Here is a 15,489-nt window from a genome sequence, read left to right as displayed (position 1 = left end):
GATGAACGAGCATGTGAGCATGAGTGATCTCGGCGCTGCCAGACTTTCGACGGACAAACCGCTGTCGCTTGCCATCCTCGCCATGGGCGGACAGGGCGGCGGCGTCCTGGCCGACTGGATCGTCGGACTTGCCGAGGCCGAGGGCTGGATGGCGCAGACGACCTCCGTGCCCGGCGTTGCCCAGCGAACGGGCGCGACGATCTACTATATCGAGATGCTGCCGGCGAAGGATGGTCACGCGCCGATCTTTTCACTGATGCCGACGCCTGGCGATGTCGATGTCGTCATGGCCGCCGAACTGATGGAAGCCGGCCGCTCGGTGCTGCGCGGCTTGGTCACGCCGGACAAGACGTTGCTGATCGCCTCGACGCACCGTTCCTTTGCGGTTGCGGAAAAGGAAAAGCCGGGTGATGGCATCGGCAATGCCGAAGTGGTGGTCGATGCTACGGATTTCGCCGCCAAGCGCACTATCGCCTTCGATATGGAAACGATGGCCGTCAGGAACGGCAGCGTGATTTCGGCCTCCATGTTCGGTGCGCTGGCCGGTTCCGGTGCGCTGCCGTTCGGCAAGCAGGCTTTCGAGGCGATGATCCGCGCCGGCGGCAAGGGCATCGAGCCCAGCCTGAAGGCGTTCAACGCTGCCTTCGACCGCGTCAAGGAGAAGCCGCGCGATGCGGTTTCCGCAACGCTGCCGAAGCATTTCGACGCGCTGCCAGAGACGGCCGGTCATCCTGCACTCGACCGACTGGTCAATCGTCTTCGCGCCGAATTTCCCGAAATTGCGTGGCCGCTATTGTTTGCCGGTGTCAAGAAGCTGACGGATTATCAGGACCCGGCCTATGCAGACGAATATCTGAGCCGTGTTGCCGCACTTCATGCGCTTGATCGCAAGGCAAGCGGCGCAAGCAAGGATTTTGCCTTCACCGTGCAGGCGGCAAAATATGTCGCAGTCGCCATGGCCTACGACGACGTCATTCGCGTTGCCGATCTGAAGGTGCGTGGCTCACGCTTCGAGCGCGTTCGCAAGGAGGTCGGCGCCAAGGACGACCAGATCGTCTACATGACCGAATACATGCATCCGCGGATGGAGGAGGTCTGCGGCACGATGCCGAAAGGCATGGGCCTTTGGATCGAAAGCCGGCCGCGCCTGTTTGCCCGGCTCGACCGCTTCGTCAACAAGGGGCGCCGCGTTCAGACCGGGACGCTCTTCTGGTTCCTCGGCCTCTACATGGTCTCGGCGCTGCGCCGCATCCGTCGCGGCACCCTGCGACATGCACGCGAGGTGGAGCATCGAGAGGCGTGGCTGGCGGAGGCGTGCAATCTGCTGACGGTGAGTTACGATCTCGCCGTCGAAGTGCTCGGCAACCGCCGCCTCGTCAAGGGCTATTCCGATACGCATGCGCGCGGGCTTTCCAAGTTCGACCGCGTCATGTCGGCGCTACCACTGCTGCGTGATCGCGAAGACGGCGCTGCGTGGATGAAGCGGCTACGCCAGGCGGCGTTGCTGGATGAGCAAGGTATGGCGCTTGATGGAGCGTTGAAGACTGTGGAGACGCTGTGATGGTGTCGTTTCAACCACTCGCCCTCGTGGTTCGAGGCTCCGGTCCTTCGGTCCTCCGCACCTCACCATGAGGGCTAACCGTTTGCGCTAGTTACGAAATTCGCTCCGCCTCATCCTGAGGTGCATCTTGAAGCGCAGCGGAAAGATGCCTCGAAGGACGAGGCGGCCACAGACACCCCGATCTCTTCAGATCTCGTGCTTGCGGATATTGTGCAGTACCTTGTGAAGTGTCGAGATGAAGGTGCGGTATTCGGCCTCGTCGACACCGTCGAACATCTGCAGGAACAGGTCGTACATGGTCGGCCAGACCTTCTCGAAGGCGGCGCGGCCTTCCTCGGTTATGGAGACATCGCGGATGCGCATGTCTTCGGCGCGGGGCTGGCGGCGGATATAGCCCTGCTGCTCGAGGGAATCCAAGGTGCGGCTCATCGTCGATTGCTCGGTCACCGCAAAGACGGAGAGCTCGTTGATGGTGACGCTGGAGGAGACGCTGAGGACGGCAAGCGCGCGCATCTTGGCGGTCGTCATGTCGTATTCGCGCAGCTCCTCCGAAAGGTTGGCGTTCCAGCGCGCCATCAGCCGATTCATCAGATAGGGTGCGAAGTGATTGAGGCCGATTTCGCCCATGGTCGGGCGCTTTGCGTTCTCATCCCGCTTGCGCCTCAAAATGGTGCCTGAAAACCGTTCCTCCATCGACGAAACTCCTCCTCCGGAAACGTGTTACTTCAGCGATGATGCGAGCAGGAAGCCGGAGCCCCCACCAAGGCCCGCACCGGGATGCGCCGACGCGCCGATGTGGTAGAGGCCCGATATGTGGGTGCGGTGGTTAACAGATGACTTGAAAGGACGCCAGATGAAAAGCTGGTCGATGCCGCAATAGCCGCCGTAGGGATCGCCGCCGACAAGGTTCATATTCATCGCCTCCAGATCGCCAGGAGAATAGGCGCGGCGCGCGAGTTTTATGCCGGAGAAGTTCTCGATATGGCTGGATAGAAGCGCCTCGATGCGGTCGGCATAGCGCTCGCGCACCTCTTCCGTCCAGCGTCCATCGTTTGGCGTTTCGATCTCGCCGGCGGCATCGCCCTTGATATGGCGCGGCGCTTCGGGAAGCTGCAGCCAGAGGATCGACTTTCCTTCCGGTGCGCGGCTGGGATCGAGCGCGACAGGCTGCCCGACGCAGACCGTCGGTTCGGCCGGCAGAAGCCCGCGCTCACATTCGTTGGCGGCGCGCGAGACGCCGTCGAGGCCGGAGGTGAGGTGCAGCAGCGCCACCTTGCCGAGCTCGGCATTGGCCTTCCAACGCGGCGGCTCGGAAAGCGCATAGTGGATCTGCATATCGCCCTTGCCGTAGCGGTAGCTGGCAACGCCTGATTTGACCTCCGGCGGCAGCGGATCCGGCCAATCCTTCATCAGCCGCTCATAAAGCTGGTTGGGTGTGACCGAGCAGATCACGCCGGCCTTTGCTCTCAAGGTGTCGCCATTCGTAAGACGTATGCCATCGGCACTGCGATTGGCGTCCGGAATGATAGCCTCGACATCGGCACTCACGCGAATCTCGCCGCCGTTGTCGGTGATCAGCCGTTCGAAGGCCGTCAGCAGTTTTTCGGCGCCACCCTTGACGATCGGCGCGCCGCCCAATTCCAATGCAAAGCCGATCACTTTCAGCATTTCGGCGGAATAGGCGCTTTCGGGCCCGAGGCCGCAATGAAGCACCCACGGCGCCCAGAGCGCATGGATATCCTCGGATCTGTAGCTGGTTTCGAGATAGCCGCGTGCCGGCGTCAAAGCATCGCCAAACCAGGCAGCGAGCTTGCGCAAGCCACGATTCCAGCCCTGCTTGCCGATGGTCTTGAGCATCGATCCCGACCACAATGCACCGCCGAGCAGCGAAAACAGGAATGGCGCATCTGCGGCCAGCGCTTCCATCTCACGCGAGAAGGTCTGCCCATCGCCGAGCGACAGTTCATCGAAGGTGGCGATATTGCGCCGCCGGTCCTTCGAAAAGATCACATGCGAACCGTCAGGCCTGAGCACGCCCGTTGGGAGGTCGGCATGGGCGAATTCCAGGCCTCGCGCCTCAAGATCCTTGCCGATGGCGCCATAGGCCGGCGAGGTGAGGAACAGCACCATGGTCGTTGCCATGACGTCGTGGATGAAGCCGGGCTCGGTGATCTCTTCGGTGCGTAGGCAACCGCCGATGCGGTCGTTGCGTTCGAGGACAAGAGCCTTGTGGCCCTTTTTGCCGAGCATGGCGGCTGCGACGAGCGCATTTATGCCGCTGCCGACGATGATGTAGTCATGATCGCCCATTGCCGCCCCTCACTAAAGATGAATAGAAAGGAGGAGCCTGCCCCAGGCTCCCGCCTCTTCAGCCTATCATGCAATCAATGCCAGTGCGCGAACCGGCGAACCGGTGCCCTTGACGAACTTCAACGGCGCGGCGATCAGCACGGCGCCCTTGGCCGGAAGCTGGTCGAGGTTCGAGAGGCTCGCCAGACCATAGCGATTGGCCTTGTGCATGAGGTTGTGCGCCGGGAAGGGCGGGTTCATGCCACCGGCGGAGCCGGCGTCGGTGCCGATCGTTTCCGAACCCCAGCCGATAATGCCCTTGGTCAGCAGATATTCGATCGCCTCGGCCGTCGGGCCGGGAGAATGCGGGCCGTTTTCATCGGCATTCAGGAAGGTTTCCGTCGAACCGTTTCGCTTGTACCAATCGGTGCGCAGCAGCACCCAGCTGCCGGCTTCGATCGCGCCGTTCTGGGCTTCCCATTCCTTGATGCTCTCGACCGTCAGCAGATAATCGGGATTGGCGGCGGCTTCCTTGGAGCGGTCGATGACATTGACCGGCGCCACGAAATTCTGCGGCGGTATGGTGTCCGTCGTGTTGTTCGGGTTGTCCTTGCCGGTAATCCAGTGGCAGGGCGCATCGAAATGAGTGCCAGTGTGCTCGCCGAGTTCCAGCCAGTTCCATGCCCAGAAGGGCCCGTCCTGATTGTATTCGGAGATCGTATGGACCTTGACGTTCGGCGTGTTCTTGCCGAACTGCGGCGGCAGGTAGAGCACCGGTGTGTCGGGTCCGAGCGGCGCGGTGAGATCGACGACCTTGACAGAGCCCGAAAGCAGGGCCGAGGCGAGGCTGGCGAGAGTGGTAGCGGTCATATTTTGAGTTCCCCTTGTTGTCGCATGATCCCATGCAGAGAGCCTTTTTGCGGGTCTTTTGTTCAGGATCAGGCATGAAGTCGGTATCGCCCGGCGCGGGGTGCCTTTCCTCCTGGCACCGGATCCGCGCGGCGGCGGAATGAAGGGAGCCTATGTCACAATATATGATATTGCAAGCATTCCGCTCGGGTTCGCGGAGCCAATTTTGGCCTAAAATCGGCCGCCGTCATGAGTTTGTAAGTTGCTGAAATAAGACGGCATTCTTCGAGTTAATTCGATAGATCGCTACCAATAGTTGCTTTTGTTTCCTAAAGTTCGCGCCGGTAGGTACTTGAAGCTTAAAACTCAAAATGTATGCATGTGATAATAATAATCACAAACCAAAAAGGGGCAGACGATGAGCTATGATGCAATCATAGTCGGGGCCGGTCACAATGGGCTGGCGGCGGCGGTGCATTTGGCCGCGAAGGGCTGGAAGGTCGCCGTCATCGAGGGAAATGCAGAGCCCGGCGGTGCCGTCAAGACCCGCGAGGTGACGCTGCCCGGTTTCCGGCATGATCTCTGTGCCATGAACCTCTCCATGTTCGCCGGCTCGGCCTTCTTCGCGCAGTATAAGAACGAACTTTTGGCCGAAGGGTTGGGCTTCGTACCTGCAGCGGATTGTTTCGCCAGCGTCTTTCGCGATAACGCCTATCTCGGTGTCAGCACCGATCTGGAAAAGACCGCGGGAGCCATCGCCGATATCTCGCCGCAGGATGCCGCAGCATGGCGCACTATGCTTTCTACGTTCGGGACGGATGCCCCGCACATTTTCGGCCTGCTCGGCTCGCCCATGCCTTCGATGGCCGCCGCCAAGGTCGTCTGGAAAGCCTGGCGCGAGAAGGGGACGGGTTGGGTCTACGACACGGTGCGCATGCTCTTTGCCTCGCCACGCGATTTTCTTGATGCCCGTTTCCAGAATACCAAACTCAAGACGATGATGGCTGCCTGGGGGCTGCATCTCGATTTTGCACCGGATGTCGCCGGCGGCGCGCTCTTTCCCTATCTCGAATCCATGGCCAATCAGGCATTCGGCATGGTGATCGGCAAGGGCGGTGCCGATACCATCATCAAGGCCATGGCTGCCGTGCTGAAAAGCAAGGGCGGTGAATTGATGCTGGGAACGCGCGTCGACAAGATCGTCACGGCAGGCGGTAAAGCGACGGGTGTCGTGCTGGCCGATGGACGCCGCTACGAGGCGAAACGTGCCGTGATTGCCAATGTCCATCCGCAGATCCTGTTCGGCAAGCTGCTGGATCAGGATCCGGCGCGCCAAGAGTTTGACGGCAAGGTATCCCGCTTCCGGGCCGGTCCCGGCACGATGATGATCCATCTGGCGCTGTCGGGCCTTCCGGATTGGGCCGCGGGCAAGGCATTGCAGAATTTCGCCTATGTGCATATCGCGCCGGATCTCGAAATGATGTCGCGTGTCTATGCCGAGGCTATGGGCGGCCTGCTGCCCACCGAACCTGCGCTCGTGGTCGGACAACCGACGGCCATCGATCCGTCACGCGCGCCAGCCGGGCAGCATGTGCTTTGGATACAGGTGCGTGTCCTACCGGCGGAATTCCATAGTGATGCCGCCGGTCAAATCAGCGGCGCGGGCTGGGATGAGATCAAGGATGCCTATGCCGAGCGCGTTCTCGATATCGTCGAACGCTATGCGCCCGGCTTGCGCGGCAAGATATTGGGGCGCTCGGTCTTTTCGCCGGTCGATCTCGAACGCGAGAACCCGAACCTCGTCGGTGGCGACAATCTCTCCGGCAGCCATCATCTTGACCAGAATTTCCTGTTCCGCCCCGTCGCCGGCTATTCGCGATACAAGACGCCCGTGACATCGCTTTACATGTGCGGAGCTTCGACATGGCCGGGCGCGGGAACGGGCGCCGGCTCCGGCTTCATGTTGGGGAAAATGCTGGCAAAGTGACAGTTATGCGACTTGACGGTCAAACCTTTGACATTTCAAATATCGTCCCCTAGATCGCTTAGATTAATGATGCGGAATGATAGGCCGAGGCGACGTCATGACAGAGTCCGAGAGTGCAACCGTTGACCTGGAGATCATCGTTCAGGGAGCGCAGGAAGGCAAAAAGCTGGAGCTGCGGCTCTGGCTGCGCATGCTGTCGACCACGAAGCTGATCTCGCAGGAAATCCGTCGCCGCCTGCGCAACAAGTTCGGGGCGACCTTGCCGCAATTCGACCTGATGGCGCAGCTCTATCGCGAGCGGGAGGGCTTGCGGCTCGGGGAGCTTTCGAAGCGCACCATGGTCACCAACGGCAATGTCACCGGGCTGGTCGAACGGCTGGAAGCGGATGGCCTTGTGCAGCGCGTGACGCCCGATGGCGACCGGCGTGTGACGGTCGCGAAGCTGACGGAAAAGGGCGAGACCCAGTTCGGCGCCATGGCTGCGGCGCATGAAGGCTGGCTGCGCGACCTGATGGCGGATGTGGAGCCTGCAATCGTCAGCGAGCTGTGGCGGGATATCGGCGCGGTGAAATCATCCGTCAGCAATCATCTTTCTGGTGCCGATTTCGACTAATCGATGCGCCGTTTGCCTGTTTCCAGCAATTCCGAACGGAAAACTGTTAATACACTTTTCCTTGAATTGCCTATCGCGCCCGCTCGTCCTTGAACTTCTTCTCAAGAATGCTGACGAGGCGGACCATCGGCCAGAGCAGGATGATATAGATCAGCGCGGCCATGATCAGCGGCGAGGGGTTGGCGTAGAAGCCTTGCGCGTTCTGTCCTTCTTTCAGTAATTCCGGCAGCGCCACGGTCGAGGCAAGCGACGTATCCTTGAACATCGACACGCAATTGCTCGTCGTCGGCGGAATGACGATACGCACCGCCTGCGGCAGCACCACCTTGTAGAGCGTGATCAGGAAGGGGATGCCAAGCGCTGCGGCCGCTTCGAACTGGCCGCGCGGCACGCTTTCTATGCCCGAGCGAAAGACTTCGGCCGAATAGGCGGCCAGCACAATGGAAAATCCGAGGATGGCCGACCACCAGGCGGAAAAGCTGATACCGACGAAGGGCAAAGCGTAATAGATCAGGATCAGCACGACCAGCATGGGCATGGCGCGCATGATGTCGATGTAGGCGATGGTCAGGAGCTGTAAAGGCTTGGGGGCATAGAGGCGGATCAGGCTGATGACGAGGCCGCCGGTTACGCCGATCAGGATGCTGACGACGCCAAGCGCGATGGTCATCCAAAGCCCGCGCAGCAGCTGCGGGAAAGCCGAGATCATGACGTCGGAATTGAGGAAGGTGTCGACGAAAGACATTGGCACTCCCGCGTGCGAAACGAAGACGAGGTTTCCTGCATCCGCGCCGGTCGTTGCGACCGGCGCAGTTCATTTCAATAATGATCTTTTGATCACGCCTTGGGGATAGGCAGTTCGGTGACGGTGGAGGAGCCTGCCGGCGGCTTGCCGCCGAACCACTTCTCGTGGATCTTTTCCAGCGTGCCGTCCTTCTTCATCGCGGTGATCGCATCGTTGATCTTGGCGACAAGCGGCGAATCCTTGGTCATCATCAGGCCGTATTGTTCACCGGTCTTGATGCGATCCTTGATGGCAAAGCCCTTGGTCTTGACGAAGAGATACTGCATGCCGGGGATGTCACTGACGACGGCATCGATGCGGCCGGCCCCGAGATCGAGGAACATATCCTGCTGCGAATTGTAGCCCTTGATGTCGGCAAAGCCTTGAGCAGCCTTGTTGTCATTGGCCCATTTTTCACCCGTCGAACCCGAAAGCACCCCGATAGTTTTGCCCTTGAGATCGGCAAGCGCCTTGATCGAGCTGCCGTCCTTCGTGGCGACGCCCATGTCGGAATCGTAATAGGGCTGCGTGAAGGACTGCGATTTCAGGCGTTCCGGCGTAATCGTGATGGACGAGATCGCCACGTCGATGCGCTTGGAGCTGGTTGCGGCAAACAGAGCCTGAAAGCCGTAGTCTGCGATATTGGTCGTCATGCCGGCGCGCTTGGCCGCTTCGTTGACGATATCGACCTCAAAGCCCTCGAAGCCGCCATTCGCGGTCTTGTATTCGAAGGGCGGGTTGTTGGGATAAGAGCCGACGTTCAAGACATCGGCGGCATAGGCAAAATGGCTTCCGCCGGCGAGGCCGACGGCGGTCGCGAGGACCAGCAGACTGCGACGAGTCATGGACATTCTTTAGTCTCCCTCTGGTTATGGCCGCGGGCTTTTCCTCTCACCCGCGGGCTATTCCGTCCGCCCGACCGGCGGCCGTATCATGTCATCGCATTGACCATGCGATCGAGTGCGATGCGCATCTGTTCGGTTTCGCGGAAGGTGCACATGCGCAGGAAGGCCCGGGATGCCTCGCCGAAGTGATATCCAGGCGCCAGGCCGACGCGGGCCGTTTCAAGAATGCGCTCGCACAGCGCCGTTGCGTCGGGCTCGCCCTGCAGCGCGAAGAAGGCATACATGCCGCCGCGCGGCTTTTCCGGCAGGATGATGCCCGGTATCTTCGGCAGCTTCTCATAGGCGAGATCAAGGCCGGCCTTGATGCGCCCGCGGATTTCTGAAACCAACGGCTCGCCTTCGCGCAGAGCCGCCGCCGCGCCGGCCTGAACCATGGCCGAGGTGCCGCTGTTGATATACTGCGTCATCGCCCCCAGCTGGTCGGCGACGGCAGACGGGTGCGTCAGCCAGCCGACGCGCCAGCCGGTCATTGCCCAGGCTTTCGAGAAGCTGTTGATCGCGATCACGCGATCGCCGTCTTCGGCCACCTGCAGGATCGACGGGGCGATGTCGCCATCGAAATAGAGGCGGGCATAAACCTCGTCGGAGATGATCCAGATGCCGGTGCGGCGGCTGAAATCGAGCAGCGCCTGCATCTCTTCGCGCGAGGCGGTCCAGCCCGTGGGATTGGAGGGTGTCGACAGGAAAATGGCTCGGGTGCGGGCATCGCAGCGGGCGAAAAGCTTGTCGAAGTCGAGACGCCAGTCGGTATCGAAATCGAGTGACACGGCGCGCGGCTCGCCGCCGATCAGGTGGATGGCGTTATGGATATTCGGCCATTGCGGGGCGACGTAGACAACATTGGTGCCGACATCGACGAGCAGTTCAAGCGCCATATAAAGCGCCTGCATGCCGCCGGGGGCGACCGTAGTGCGCTCGATCGGGATAGGGCGCTTATGCCAGTGCGTCTGATAGTCGGACAGCGCTTCGTTCAGCGTCGCCAATCCGCGCATATTCGGGACGTAGAAGGTTGCGCCGTCGTCGAGTGCCTTCTTCGCAGCATCCCGGATGAACTCCGGGGTCACGACATCCCCTTCGCCGAACCAGAGTGGAATGACGCCGCCGAGTTCGCGGGCGCGCTTGGCAAGCACGGCGATATTGTCGGTGCGCATGTCGCGGATCTGGGCGCGAATGCCTTCGAGGGCATCGCGGCCCGTCATCACGTTCGGCAGGTTATGCTGCGGTAGAAGAGACAAGAAATTTCCCCTGGGAATTCTGCATCGTGGGGTTCAAACGGCTGCGGCAACTTTCGCTTTTGCAACCCCTCAATTTCGAATGGTTATCCAAAAACAACTGCATTTCAAGGACAAATTTTAAGCTTAAAAAGTCTACCTTCCCGCTCAATTTCGCTTTGCCCTTTGAAATGGTAACGTACTGGTAGAAATCAGTTTTCCTTGTTCCCTGGCGCATGCTTTCCTTGTTTTGCGGCATCGATGCCGGCAGCCAGGCTGGTGCCTAGAAACATCGTGTCGCTTGCCAGTATGAAGAAGCTGATGCCGGCTTCCGACCATGTGCCGACATCGTCTGCCGAAGGTCGAAAGATACCGACCGCGCGACCGGTGGACAGAGCCGCTTGCGTAATGGTTCTGATTGCCGCATCGAGCCTGTCCTTGCCAGCAGGACCCATGGCGTCGATCGAAACAGAGAGATCGCCAGGACCGATGAAGATGAGGTCGACGCCATCGACGGCGGCGATCTCGGCGATATTGGCAAGCCCTTCGGCTGTCTCCACCTGGATGGCGAGGACCAGCTCCTTGTTGGCCTTAGCCAGATAATCCGGAATGCGGTAGCCATAGGCGGCGGCGCGGCCAGGGCCAACGCCACGGGCGCCGACCGGGGGATAGCGGGTGGCCTTCACGACTGAGCGCGCCTGCTCCGCCGTCGAAACGCGCGGCACGAGAACGCCGGCGGCCCCTGCGTCCAAGACGGCTGCAATATCCTCAGCCGCATGCCCGGGGACGCGGACCATGGCTGGAACGCGATGGACATCGGCTGCACGGATCAGATCCTCGATGCGGTCGCGGCTGATCTGCGAATGCTCCCAATCGATGCAGAGGAAATCGACGCCTGAGGCTGCCGTGACTTCGATTGCGACGGGATGCGGAATGGCCGCAAATGTACCGACGAGCAGCTTCTGCTCGATACAGTTTCGGCGGAAATCGCTCATCGTCATCCTCATTTTAGCGGTTTCTCAACGAGGGGTAGGTCGAAAGATACAACTGCGAAACGGCAATCTGCTCCGTGCTCAGAGCAGTTTTCCGTGCCGATCTGGTACCGGCACGGAGGCATTGCGGTGGCGGAGTTGTTCGGGCGCCGCCACCGCTCACAGGCACGGCTTACTTGCGCCGCGCCATGATCTCGGTCAGGACCGCGTCGAACCGGGCGATCTCCTCGACCTTGTTATAATGCACCAACGACACGCGGATGGCACCCGTTTCCATGGGCAAGCCAAGGCGCTTCATCAGGCGCGGTGCAAACATGTGGCCGTCACGCAGGCCGATGCGTTGCTTACCCATCTCGTCGGCGAATTCCTGCGGCGTGATGCCTGGCATGTTGAAGCAGATCGTGGGCACACGCTGCTCCAGGCGGTTCTCGTCGGAGACGCCGTAGATGGTGGCGCCGTGGCGCTTTAGAACCGCGATCATCTCGCGCGACAGCATCAGTTCGTATTGGCGGATTGCGCCCATGGCGGCGGCAAGCGCCTCGCGGCGGCTATGATTGCCATCAGGCAGGAAACGGCTGCCGAGGCCTTCGAGATATTTGACCGCCGCATTCATTCCGGCGACGTTCTCGTAGGTGAAGGTGCCGACTTCGATCTTGTAGGGCGGCACGTCCGGAATGAAGTCTTCCTTGAAGGTGGGAAGCTTGACCAGCGCGTCGTAGCGGCCCCAGAGGAAGCCCATATGCGGCGAGAAATTCTTGTAGCCGGAGCAGACGAGATAGTCGCAGCCCCAGGCCTGCACGTCGATCAGGCCATGCGGGCCGTAATGGACGCAATCCAGGAAGGTTTCGGCGCCGGCTGCTTGCGCCAGTTTGCAGACGCTGGCGACATCTACGATCGTGCCGATTGAATGCGCGGTGACGGTGCAGGCGACGAGCCGGGTCTTGTCGTTGAGCAGCGGCTTCAGGTCTTCCACATGCAGTGTGCCGTCCTCGCGCATGCGCCACCAGACGATTTTTGCGCCATCGGCTTCCAGCGCCATCCAGGTGGCGATGTTGGCGTCGTGATCCATGTCGGTGACGATGATTTCATTGCGCTCGCCGAGCAGCTTGCCAATGCCGAGGCTCACAAGCCGGATGAAGGAGGTGGCATTCTGGCCGAAGGAAATTTCCTCCGGGCGATAGGCGTTGACCAGCATCGCGACGCTTTCGCGGGCTTCTTCCAGATTGCGGTCGACGCCCTGGCTGTGCTGGTATTTCGCCATGCGCTGGACGTTGAAATCGATGAGGTGATTGGCAACCGCATCGACGACCGACTGCGGCACCTGCGCGCCGCCGGCATTATCGAGAAAGACGAAATCGCCAGCCTTCCGGATGGCCGGGAACATGGCGCGGATCTCGTCAACCGGGAAGCTGTTGTGGCCGGCGAATTGCGATACGAAAGCGGCGGAGCTCATGGGATCTCGTTCTGAATATTAGGATTGAAATCTTATTTTGATCATTTGATCACAAAATACTTTAAGGTTCAACCAAATTCATCGGCCTCTTTCTGGCGGCTAACGGCGGCTGGAGCTTGAGCCCTTGCGGGGCTCGTCCTGCGTGGCCGGACAGTAATCCTGCAGGATTTCGTGGGTGCGGCTGATATCGGCGACAATACCCTCGCGGGCGGCGGCGAAGTCTCCGGCCTTCAAAGCATTGACGATGGCAACATGCTCGCCGGCGGGATCGAGTTCGCCGCTGCGCATCAAAGGTTCTGCCGAGGCGGAGAGCATGCGCATATAGGGGCCGAAGCGCAGCCACAGGGTCTCGATCAACTGCAGCAGCACCTCGGAGCCCGAGGCGCGGTAGATGGTGAAGTGGAACTGCTGGTTCTTGGCCATGAGATCATAGACATTGGCGCCGCGGCCGATCACATGCTGCTCCCCGGCGATGCGATCGAGCGTCGCTATATCGCTGACAGTAAGGTTCGGAAAACCGAGCTCGGCGGCCAGACCTTCGACGGCGATGCGGGCGCGGCAAAGATCGTTCAGCCGGGCAAGCGTGACGATCGGGATGCGGGCAGAGCCGTTGGCTGCGACTTCCAAAGCATTTTCAGCCGCGAGGCGGCGCAGAGCCTCGCGGACGGGCATATTGCTGGTTCCGAAGGTTTCAGCGAGCGAGGCGATGGTCAGCGTCTGACCGGGATCGAAATTGCCTACCATGAGCGCGTTTCGGAGCTGCTGATAGACGCTCTCCTGGATCGTCGTTCTGGAGGACACCGGTTCCAGGGCTATGCGCACGCTTGCTTCCTCTCCACTTATCGGGACTCGTTCATGGTAGAACGAAGGGCGGGCGAAAGGAAAGAGGCCTCTCGGAATGGCGGTCAGGCTTCTTCGGCTTCCCAGCTTTCGTCATCGGCCGGATCATTCTTCGCCCGAGGCTTGTGTAAGCCGAGCCCAACGCCGATGAGGGCAAGCGCACCGCCGATCGCATGATAGGAATGCAGCTGTTCTCCAAGCAGCGCCCAGGCCAGCGCTGCAACGACGATTGGCAGGAGATTGATCAGCAGCGAGGTGCGGCTCGCGCCGAGCCTCTGGATACCGATCATCCAGCAGAGCGGTGCGAGGAGAGAGGTCGGGATCGCGGCATAAAGGATCAGCGGCAGGTTGGCCGTAGTGATTGGCGAGATATCGCCCATCAGGAAGATCGGGATCAGCAGCAAGGTCGAAAAGCCGATCTGCCAAAAAAGCTGCTGCCACATGGGAATCGGCATCGCCCAGCGTCTCAGCATGACCCCATAGAGCGCATTGGAGAGAACGGCGATGATCATCAGGCCGCCGCCAATGTGGACGCCGCCATTCACAAGGCGCATCGGATCACCCTGCGATGTCAAATAGACGAGCCCGATCAGCGAGATGGCGCCGCCTGTCAGGCTCGCCACGGTGAGCTTTTCGCCCGCCAGCAGGCCGGCTAGCACCGTCGAGAGAAGCGGCATTAGAGCGATCGTCACACCCATATTGACGGCCGATGTCGTCTTGGCCGCCTCGTAGGCGAGGCTCTGATAGATCACCATGCCGAGGGCACCGAGAATAGCGAGTTTCAGCCAGTGCTGCTGTAGCAGGGAACGATTGCGCCATGCCGCGCGGCCGACAAAGGGCAGGAGCACGAGAAAGGCCAACAGCCAGCGATAGAAGGAAATCGAGCCCGGCGAAATCACGCCCGCGGATGCCTTGGTGACGACGGTGTTGCCGGACCAGATCAGCACCGTCAGCAAGGGCGCAAGGCCCGCCGCGCTGACGATGGATGCGAAGGCATTCTGCTCGGTGCTCATGTGAGTGGTCTCTCGTCGTCTTGTGGCTTGGGGCGAAACGAAGGAGGGCGAATTGGGTTCGCCATCCTAAAGACTTTGTACTGCCTGTCCGAATTCTGGTATATAGCGAAAATAAGACAAGCAGTAGCGAAATGAGGACATGTCCAGCAGACCTCCACGCATCGAGGGTGATCCGCCCAACCCTGTTTCCTTCCGAACCGAGAATTATAGGGCAGGCACGGTTTTCCCAAAAAAGAGCCAGCCCTGGGGCGAGCTCAATTATGCGATTACCGGCGTCTGCGAGTTCGATATCGAAGGCATGCGCTATCTCTCGCCGCCACATTATGCCATCTGGTTGCCGCCGCAGACGATGCACGGCGCCGCGATCCAGCACGATCTGCGCTATGCGACCGTCTATGTCGAACGCGCTCTTTGCGCTGAGCTACCCGACAAGCCATCGACGCTCAGCATCAGTCCGCTGCTCAAGGCAATCCTGGCGGATTTTGCTGCGCGGGACGTTACGGTGCCGGAAACGGCTGCGGACTTACGGCTTGCACAGGTTCTGGTCGATCAGATTCGCCTGGCACCACGCTGCGAGAGCTATCTGCCGCTTTCCGGCGATCCGCTGCTCGGCCCGCTATTGAGCGCCTTGCAGGCCGATCCGGGTAACCGGCATTCCCTTGCGGAATGGGCGCGCCGGATGGGGACGACCGAGCGCACGCTGTCGCGCCGATGCCAGGACGATCTCGGTCTTTCCTTCAACGAGTGGCGGCAGAGACTGAAGCTCGTTTCTGCACTGTCGATGATCGAGGCCGGAGAGCCCGTGCACCGGATTGCAACGCAGCTGGGTTACAGCAACGCGTCGGCCTTCATTGCCATGTTCCGCCGGCTGACAGGCACGAGCCCGACACAGATGCGCTAGAGCGGTTCAGTTTTTCATGGAATCTCTGAACCGCTCTATCTCTTTGTTTTCGCGCAATTCCTGGCGGAAAACCGCTTGTCTTATGACTTTG

Annotated in this window: 14 protein-coding genes; 4 read left to right on the top strand and 10 right to left on the bottom strand. The window is 60.5% G+C overall.

The features are described 5' to 3' along the window. Position 1 precedes the first annotated feature (1 nt). Positions 2–1,561 carry an indolepyruvate oxidoreductase subunit beta family protein gene (locus AC13RM_RS21820; protein WP_113231755.1) on the top strand — a complete coding sequence of 520 codons (1,560 nt, stop codon included), beginning with the start codon at positions 2–4 and terminating at the stop codon, positions 1,559–1,561. 186 nt (positions 1,562–1,747) lie between these two features. Here AC13RM_RS21820 and AC13RM_RS21815 read toward each other — a convergent pair whose 3' ends face one another. The 3 genes from AC13RM_RS21815 to AC13RM_RS21805 all read right to left on the bottom strand — a co-directional run bounded on the left by AC13RM_RS21815 (position 1,748) and on the right by AC13RM_RS21805 (position 4,720). Continuing rightward, on the bottom strand, positions 1,748–2,254 hold the full coding sequence (locus AC13RM_RS21815) for a MarR family winged helix-turn-helix transcriptional regulator (RefSeq protein ID WP_113231756.1): 507 nt from the start codon (positions 2,252–2,254) through the stop codon (positions 1,748–1,750). Between the two features lie 27 nt (positions 2,255–2,281). After that, on the bottom strand, positions 2,282–3,871 hold the full coding sequence (locus AC13RM_RS21810) for a phytoene desaturase family protein (RefSeq protein ID WP_113231757.1): 1,590 nt from the start codon (positions 3,869–3,871) through the stop codon (positions 2,282–2,284). Positions 3,872–3,937: 66 nt separating this feature from the next. Further along, positions 3,938–4,720, bottom strand: a complete 783-nt coding sequence (locus tag AC13RM_RS21805; protein WP_113231758.1) for a cyclase family protein — start codon at positions 4,718–4,720, stop codon at positions 3,938–3,940. A gap of 397 nt (positions 4,721–5,117) precedes the next feature. Here AC13RM_RS21805 and AC13RM_RS21800 point away from each other — a divergent pair, with 397 nt between their 5' ends. Further along, positions 5,118–6,686 carry a phytoene desaturase family protein gene (locus tag AC13RM_RS21800; RefSeq protein ID WP_113231759.1) on the top strand — a complete coding sequence of 523 codons (1,569 nt, stop codon included), beginning with the start codon at positions 5,118–5,120 and terminating at the stop codon, positions 6,684–6,686. Positions 6,687–6,783: 97 nt separating this feature from the next. Beyond that, entirely contained in the window at positions 6,784–7,299 is a 516-nt protein-coding gene (locus AC13RM_RS21795) for a MarR family winged helix-turn-helix transcriptional regulator (protein WP_374816282.1), read from the top strand. A gap of 70 nt (positions 7,300–7,369) precedes the next feature. Here AC13RM_RS21795 and AC13RM_RS21790 read toward each other — a convergent pair whose 3' ends face one another. The 7 genes from AC13RM_RS21790 to AC13RM_RS21760 form a co-directional block, all read right to left on the bottom strand. Beyond that, entirely contained in the window at positions 7,370–8,044 is a 675-nt protein-coding gene (locus AC13RM_RS21790) for an amino acid ABC transporter permease (protein ID WP_113231760.1), read from the bottom strand. A 92-nt stretch (positions 8,045–8,136) separates the two neighbouring features. Further along, on the bottom strand, positions 8,137–8,934 hold the full coding sequence (locus tag AC13RM_RS21785) for an ABC transporter substrate-binding protein (RefSeq protein WP_374816280.1): 798 nt from the start codon (positions 8,932–8,934) through the stop codon (positions 8,137–8,139). An 80-nt stretch (positions 8,935–9,014) separates the two neighbouring features. Continuing rightward, positions 9,015–10,223, bottom strand: coding sequence for a pyridoxal phosphate-dependent aminotransferase (locus tag AC13RM_RS21780; RefSeq protein ID WP_374816278.1), 1,209 nt, complete (start codon positions 10,221–10,223; stop codon positions 9,015–9,017). Positions 10,224–10,411: 188 nt separating this feature from the next. Beyond that, positions 10,412–11,194, bottom strand: a complete 783-nt coding sequence (locus tag AC13RM_RS21775) for an HpcH/HpaI aldolase family protein (RefSeq protein WP_440478781.1) — start codon at positions 11,192–11,194, stop codon at positions 10,412–10,414. Positions 11,195–11,363: 169 nt separating this feature from the next. Beyond that, positions 11,364–12,644 carry a cysteine desulfurase-like protein gene (locus tag AC13RM_RS21770; RefSeq protein ID WP_440478782.1) on the bottom strand — a complete coding sequence of 427 codons (1,281 nt, stop codon included), beginning with the start codon at positions 12,642–12,644 and terminating at the stop codon, positions 11,364–11,366. Positions 12,645–12,743: 99 nt separating this feature from the next. Beyond that, the gene (locus tag AC13RM_RS21765) at positions 12,744–13,466 is read right to left on the bottom strand and encodes a GntR family transcriptional regulator (RefSeq protein ID WP_440478783.1); all 723 of its coding nucleotides are present in this window, start codon (positions 13,464–13,466) and stop codon (positions 12,744–12,746) included. 83 nt (positions 13,467–13,549) lie between these two features. After that, positions 13,550–14,497, bottom strand: a complete 948-nt coding sequence (locus tag AC13RM_RS21760; RefSeq protein WP_440478784.1) for a DMT family transporter — start codon at positions 14,495–14,497, stop codon at positions 13,550–13,552. A 139-nt stretch (positions 14,498–14,636) separates the two neighbouring features. Between AC13RM_RS21760 and AC13RM_RS21755 the strand changes: the two genes are divergently transcribed. Then, positions 14,637–15,398, top strand: coding sequence for an AraC family transcriptional regulator (locus tag AC13RM_RS21755; RefSeq protein WP_440478785.1), 762 nt, complete (start codon positions 14,637–14,639; stop codon positions 15,396–15,398). Positions 15,399–15,489: the final 91 nt, after the last annotated feature.

This window comes from Martinezella sp. CNPSo 3732 (genome assembly GCF_057784515.1).
Note: the sequence above shows the minus strand (reverse complement) of the source record. Positions and strands in the feature narration are given on the sequence as shown.

Bases quoted from the DNA above. Each gene is read 5' to 3' on its own strand.
- AC13RM_RS21820 (WP_113231755.1), top strand. From the start codon at position 2: ATGAACGAGCATGTGAGCATGAGTGATCTCGGCGCTGCCAGACTTTCG.
- AC13RM_RS21815 (WP_113231756.1), bottom strand. From the start codon at position 2,254: ATGGAGGAACGGTTTTCAGGCACCATTTTGAGGCGCAAGCGGGATGAG.
- AC13RM_RS21810 (WP_113231757.1), bottom strand. From the start codon at position 3,871: ATGGGCGATCATGACTACATCATCGTCGGCAGCGGCATAAATGCGCTC.
- AC13RM_RS21805 (WP_113231758.1), bottom strand. From the start codon at position 4,720: ATGACCGCTACCACTCTCGCCAGCCTCGCCTCGGCCCTGCTTTCGGGC.
- AC13RM_RS21800 (WP_113231759.1), top strand. From the start codon at position 5,118: ATGAGCTATGATGCAATCATAGTCGGGGCCGGTCACAATGGGCTGGCG.
- AC13RM_RS21795 (WP_374816282.1), top strand. From the start codon at position 6,784: ATGACAGAGTCCGAGAGTGCAACCGTTGACCTGGAGATCATCGTTCAG.
- AC13RM_RS21790 (WP_113231760.1), bottom strand. From the start codon at position 8,044: ATGTCTTTCGTCGACACCTTCCTCAATTCCGACGTCATGATCTCGGCT.
- AC13RM_RS21785 (WP_374816280.1), bottom strand. From the start codon at position 8,934: ATGTCCATGACTCGTCGCAGTCTGCTGGTCCTCGCGACCGCCGTCGGC.
- AC13RM_RS21775 (WP_440478781.1), bottom strand. From the start codon at position 11,194: ATGAGCGATTTCCGCCGAAACTGTATCGAGCAGAAGCTGCTCGTCGGT.
- AC13RM_RS21770 (WP_440478782.1), bottom strand. From the start codon at position 12,644: ATGAGCTCCGCCGCTTTCGTATCGCAATTCGCCGGCCACAACAGCTTC.
- AC13RM_RS21760 (WP_440478784.1), bottom strand. From the start codon at position 14,497: ATGAGCACCGAGCAGAATGCCTTCGCATCCATCGTCAGCGCGGCGGGC.
- AC13RM_RS21755 (WP_440478785.1), top strand. From the start codon at position 14,637: ATGTCCAGCAGACCTCCACGCATCGAGGGTGATCCGCCCAACCCTGTT.